Raw genomic sequence first — 5674 nt, forward strand, 5'->3', positions numbered from 1 at the left:
CGGGCATGCGCAGCGGGCGGCGGGCGCGCGGCGGCGTGGCCGCGGCAGGCGGGGCGGCCGGCCCCGGATGGCCCTCGACCGGGTACTCCCCGGAGTCCTCGACGCCCTCGTCGGCGGCCGGAACCGACCACTGACCGGTGTGCCCCTGCTGCTGCCCGGCCCGGGACTGGTGCGCCGGCCCGGCGAACGGCATCCGCAACTGGGCCGTCGTCTGCGGGTCCTGGGGGCCGTCCGGGTGACCGCCGTACGGAGGCGCCGCCGGGCCGGGGTGGTCGTCGACCCGGTACTCACCGGTCTCGTCCACACCGTCGTCGCCCGCGACCGGGATGGTCCACTGGCTGGTGTGGACGGGCCCGCCGGTGCCGTCGTCGGACGGGGCGGGCACCGGCCAGTCGTCCACCGGCTCCTCGGCCCTCGGAACCGGCCAGTCGTCCACCGGTTCCTCGGTCCCCGGAACCGGCCAGTGGCCGGTGTGCGGCGGGTGGTGGCCCTGCTGGTCCTCGGCCGGCACCGGCCACTGCCCGGAGCCGTGCGGGTCGTGGTGGCCGCCGTACAGGTAGCCGCCGTCGGTCTCCGCCGTGGTCCAGTGCCCGGTCATGCCCTGGTCGTGGCCGGCCGGCTGCCACTGGCCGCCCTGGGACGGGTCGCCGTGCCCCGCGTTCATCGGCGGCGGCGCGTAGCCCGTGCCGGGCGCGGCGAGCGGATCCCAACGGCCGGACGGATCGGTCGGGTCCGGGTGCGCGTAGTCGGGCGGCATCTGGACGAAGGCCGTCGACTCGGCGTCGTACTCCGGGCCGTGCGGCATCGGCTGCCATCCGCTGCCCGGCTCCTGCCGGTGCGGCTGCTGTTCGTCACTCACGCGAGTGCCCTCCCCAGTGCTCGGCGGGCCAGGGCTGCCACGGTACGCCTCAGGTGGATCGCGGCGGGCGGCAGGGGGACCGGCTCGCCTCCGTCCTGCGGCGGCAGCGGATCGGGGATGCACGCGGCGGCGACGTACTCGCCGAAAGCGGTGGTGACCTGCGGGTCGAGATGGCCGCGGTCGCCGTCCCAGTCGATGAGCGAGGCGACCCAGCGCTCGGCCTCCAGGGGGCGCAGCGGCATCGGCGCGACCGCGCCGACCGCACAGCGCACCCCGCGCCGCGCGGGGTCCAGGACGAGGGCGACGGAGGCGGTGGCCCGGCCGGGGCCGGTGCGCCCGGTGGCCTTGAGGAAGGTCTGCGGGGCGTGCAGCAGCGGCACCCGGACGAATCCGACGAGTTCACCGGGGTTCAGCATGTCGACCCCGGCGAGCAGATGGCTGACCGGGATCTCCCGGCGGGAGCCCTCGGGCCCGGCGATGACGACCGTGGCCTCCAGGGCGGCGAGCACCGGCAGCGCGTCGCCGGTGGGCGCGGCGGTGACGATGTTGCCGCCGAGGGTGCCGGCGTTGCGGATCTGCGGCGGTCCGGCGGCCCGCGCGGCCGCGGCCAGCGCCGGGATCAGCGCGGCGAAGTCGGGGCGGCCCATCCGGGCGTGGGTGAGTCCGGCGCCGAGGAGGGCGTGCCCGTCCAGATAGCGCCAGCCGCGGATTTCGCTGATCCGGCCGAGGCCGACGAGCGCGGCGGGCCGCAGCAGGCCGGAGTTGACCGCGGCCATCAGATCGGTACCGCCCGCCACGGGCACGGCGGCGGGCATGGCGGCCAGCGCCGCGACGGCCTCGTCGAGCGTGCCCGGCAACGTCACCGTGTGCGCCGCCTGCGGTGCGTGCGTGGTCAACCCAGCTGCCCCTTCCCCGGTGTCCCGGCTGTTGCGCCGTACGGTACGTGCTGACAGCCCGGACGTGGCAACTCTGGCACATCTTCCGAGCCCGCCGCCGCGTGGGTCCGTGATCCGTGGATCCGTCCCTGACCTGGGGGATGGTACGGGTTTCTGGCGACGTCTCCGCCGGGAGTGGATTGCCACGTTTCAGGGACCCTTGTGCGATTTGCGCTTGCGCCGGTGGGACTACGGTCCCAGGGGCGGCGGGCCGCGGTGCGCACCTTACGGGGCGGCTCACACGATCGGGGGCGCCCCCTCGCGCGGGCGTCCGAGAAGTCCGGGGCGCCGCTGCCAGGGCAGCGGCCCGGCGGGCGGGCGGTAGCTCACGCCGAGCGCGTCCAGACGCGCGTAGTGTGCCTCCATGCGCCCCTCGAACTCCTCGAAGTCCCGTGCGGGGGACGGCGGCAGCGTGGACCAGACGACCTCGGCGAACGCGGCGAGCCGGGGGAAGGTCTGGTAGTCGACGCGCCGTCGGTCCTCCAGCACCTCGGTCCAGACGTTGGCCTGGGCGCCCAGCACCCGGTCCGCGCCCGAGCCGGTGAGCTGCGGTGGAACCGGTTCGAAACGGTAGACGTCCTCCAGGGTGCGGACGTAGCCGATCGGAACCGGCTCGTCCTCGCCCGGGGCCTGCCGGTGGTCCAAGTAGACCTGCTGTTCGGGGCACATGACGACGTCATGGCCGGCCCGCGCGGCGGCGACCCCGCCCGCGTAGCCGCGCCAGGAGGAGACCACGGCGCCCTCGGGCAGCGGGGCGCCGGGCGCGCCGCCCTCCAGGATCTCGTCCCAGCCGATGAGCCGGCGGCCGCGCTCGGCGAGCCAGCGGCCGAAGTGGCGGATGAACCAGCTCTGGAGCTCGTCCTCGTCGGCGAGGCCCAGTGCGCGGATGCGCTCCTGGACAGCCGGGGACGCCTTCCACTGGTCCTTGGGGCACTCGTCGCCGCCGATGTGGACGAAGTCGCCGGGGAACAGCTCCAGGACCTCCTCCAGCACGTGTTCGTAGAAGCGGAGCGTGTTGTCGGTGGGGGAGAGTACGTTCGGATTGACGCCCCAGGTGGTCCAGACTCCGAGGGAGGCGGTGTCGATGACGTCCGTGTTGCCGAGTTCCGGGTACGCGGCGATGGCGGCCTGCGAGTGTCCGGGGATGTCGATCTCCGGTACGACGGTGATATGCCGCTCGGCGGCGTAGGCGACGATCTCGCGGATGTCGTCCTGGGTGTAGTAGCCGCCGTGGGGGCGCTCGTCCCACAGCGGGGACGCCCGGTGGCCCAGTTTGGTGCGCTCGCGCCAGGCGCCGGTTCCGGTGAGCTTCGGATAGCGGCGGATCTCCACCCGCCAGCCCTGGTCGTCGGTGAGGTGGAAGTGGAACACGTTGAGCTTGTGGGCGGCGAGCAGGTCGAGATAGGCGAAGACGCCGTCCTTGGGCATGAAGTGACGGGCCACGTCAAGCATCATCCCGCGCCAGGCGAACCGGGGCGCGTCCGTGACCGTCCGCTCCGCCAGTTCCCGGGCGGTCGGCGCGCCGCCCAGCGGGGCGCGCCGGAAGGCGTCGGGGCCCAGCAGCTGACGGAGGGTCTGGGTGCCCCAGTGGACGCCCGCGGCCGTGCCGCCCGCGATCTCCACCCGGCCGTCGGCGACGGTGAGCCGGTAGCCCTCGGGCTCCAGCGCGGCGTCGATCCGCAGCGTGACGGTGTCGCGGGCGCCGGGTTCGCCGTCCGGCAGGGCCAGGCCGAGTGCCTGGCCGAGGGTGGCGCGCAGCAGTCGGGCCACCCCTTCGGTGCCGGGGGCGGCGGCCAGGGCGGTGCGGAGCGGGTCGATCCGCGCGCCCGCGCGGTCCGGCCTGCTGTCGTCGTGGCGGGGCGTGGGGATCAGCCCCGCGGCGTCGTGTGTCATCCGCGTCCTTGTCGGTCGGGGTCGGTACGGGCCGGGCGGCGGAGCCGGTGCGGGCCGGGCGGAGCCGGTACGGGCCAAGCGGGACCGGTACGGGCCGGGCGGAGCCGGTCCGGGGCCGTCCGGGTCGCTCCGTGCTCGCCTTCGGCGGCCCTCTCCGGCCCTCGGCAGCCCTCCGCGGCCCTCGGTCAGTCCTTCACCGCGCCGCCGAGACCGGAGACCAGCCGGCGCTGTACGAGCACGAAGAAGATCAGCACGGGGATGGTCATGACGGTGGACGCCGCCATGATGCCTCCCCAGTCGTTGCCCTCGGCCTTGAAGAAGACCAGCAGTGCCATCGGAAGGGTGGAGTTCTCGGTCGCGCTGATGATGAAGGACTTGGCGAAGAGGAAGTCGTTCCAGGCGGAGATGAAGGAGAAGACGCTCGTCGCGACGAGTCCCGGGAAGACCAGGGGGAAGAGGATCTGCCACAGGAAGCGGGAGCGGCTGGCGCCGTCGAGACAGGCCGCCTCCTCCAGCGCCTCGGGCACCGCCTTGACGAAGCCGCGCAGCATCCAGATGGCGAACGGCAGCGAGAAGGCGATGTGCGGCAGGATCAGCGAGCCCAGGGTGTTGAGGCCGATCCCCGGCACCGACTCCCCCAGATCGCGCATCAGGAAGAACAGGGGGATGGTCAGCGCCTCGATCGGCACCATCTGGGCGACGAGGAACATCACCAGCAGCGTGGTGCGGAAGCGGAACCGGAAGCGGGCCACCGCCGTCGCCGCGAGGAAGGCGATCAGCGCCGACGCGACCACCACCACCCCGGCCACGAAGAGGCTGTTGAGGAAGTAGCGGCCGAAGTCCTCCTGCTGGAAGACGCGCCGGAAGGAGTCCAGCGAGGGGGACGCCGTCCACGGCCGGGGCTCGGTGGACTGGATCTCCCCCTCCGGCTTGAAGGCCGAGAGCACCATCCAGTACAGCGGGAAGGCGACCACGGCGGCGACGATCAGTGCGGTGGCCTCGGCGGCGAAGCGCCAGGGGCGGCGGATGCGCAGCGAGACGCGCGAGTGGCTCACAGTTCTTCTCCCTGGCGTCGCAGCAGCCGCAGATAGACCAGCGTGACGGCCAGCAGGATCAGCAGCATCACCACGCCGATCGCCGAGCCCAGGCTGTACTGCGAGGACGCGAACGCCTTCTGGTACGCGTACACGTTGAGCACCATGTTCTGGCGCGCGATACCGCCGCCGTCCGTCATGACGTAGATCTGCGTGAAGACCTTGAAGTCCCAGATGATCGACTGGATGGTCACCACGACGAGGATCGGCCGCAGCATCGGCGCCATGACGGTGCGCCAGATCCGCCAGGTGGAGGCGCCGTCGAGGGCGGCGGCCTCCAGCACCTCGGTGGGGATGGCCCTGACACCCGCGTAGACCGTGACCATCACGAACGGGAACGAGCACCACACGACCTCGAAGAGCACCAGGGCGAAGGCGCTGTAGCGCTCGTACGTCCAGGAGTAGTCCTCGAACCCGGAGAGGCCGAACCACACCAGGACCTTGTTCACCGGCCCGAAGTCGGGGTCGAAGAGGAAGACCCAGACCGTCGAGCCGGTGATCGCCGGGGTGGCCCAGGCGCCGAGCGCGGCCAGCATCAGCGCCAGCCGGGGCAGGGCCCGTACGCGCGTCAGCAGCACCGCGAGCGCGCAGCCGACCGCGAGGGTGGAGACCACGCAGACGGCGGCGAAGAGCAGCGTGGCCACGACGACGTTCCAGAACTCGCTGTCGCCGAACAGCTCGGCGTAGTTGGCGAACCCCTGGAAGGTGGTCGGCTCACCGCCGCTGACCTGCGCCTGGGTGTACTCCAGAAAGGAGATCAGGCCGAGCTGGTAGATGGGGTAGACCAGCAGTCCGCCCAGGACGACGAGCGCGGGGGCGAGGTAGAGCCAGGGGGTCCAGGACCCTCGCCCGGCTCGCTTCGCGGCGCGGCCCCCGGCCGGGGCGGCGGGCCC

At 73.1% G+C, this 5674-nt stretch carries 4 protein-coding genes and 1 pseudogene; all 5 read right to left on the reverse strand.

Features of this window, described 5'->3' with window-relative positions:
* A pseudogene (locus AXW62_RS38940) lies at positions 1-859 on the reverse strand (hypothetical protein); the annotation flags it as partial.
* Positions 856-1755 carry an FAD binding domain-containing protein gene (locus AXW62_RS38945; protein WP_030835887.1) on the reverse strand — a complete coding sequence of 300 codons (900 nt, stop codon included), beginning with the start codon at positions 1753-1755 and terminating at the stop codon, positions 856-858. The pseudogene AXW62_RS38940 and the gene AXW62_RS38945, both read right to left, overlap by 4 nt.
* A gap of 276 nt (positions 1756-2031) precedes the next feature.
* Complete coding sequence (locus AXW62_RS38950; protein ID WP_060948486.1) at positions 2032-3687, reverse strand: beta-N-acetylhexosaminidase; 1656 nt, start codon at positions 3685-3687, stop codon at positions 2032-2034.
* 185 nt (positions 3688-3872) lie between these two features.
* The gene (locus AXW62_RS38955; protein ID WP_030835883.1) at positions 3873-4742 is read right to left on the reverse strand and encodes a carbohydrate ABC transporter permease; all 870 of its coding nucleotides are present in this window, start codon (positions 4740-4742) and stop codon (positions 3873-3875) included.
* The coding region (locus AXW62_RS38960; RefSeq protein ID WP_060948487.1) for a carbohydrate ABC transporter permease at positions 4739-5674 on the reverse strand (936 nt) is incomplete at its 5' end. The genes AXW62_RS38960 and AXW62_RS38955, both read right to left, overlap by 4 nt.

This window comes from Streptomyces hygroscopicus subsp. hygroscopicus (genome assembly GCF_001553455.1).
Taxonomy (GTDB): domain Bacteria; phylum Actinomycetota; class Actinomycetes; order Streptomycetales; family Streptomycetaceae; genus Streptomyces; species Streptomyces hygroscopicus.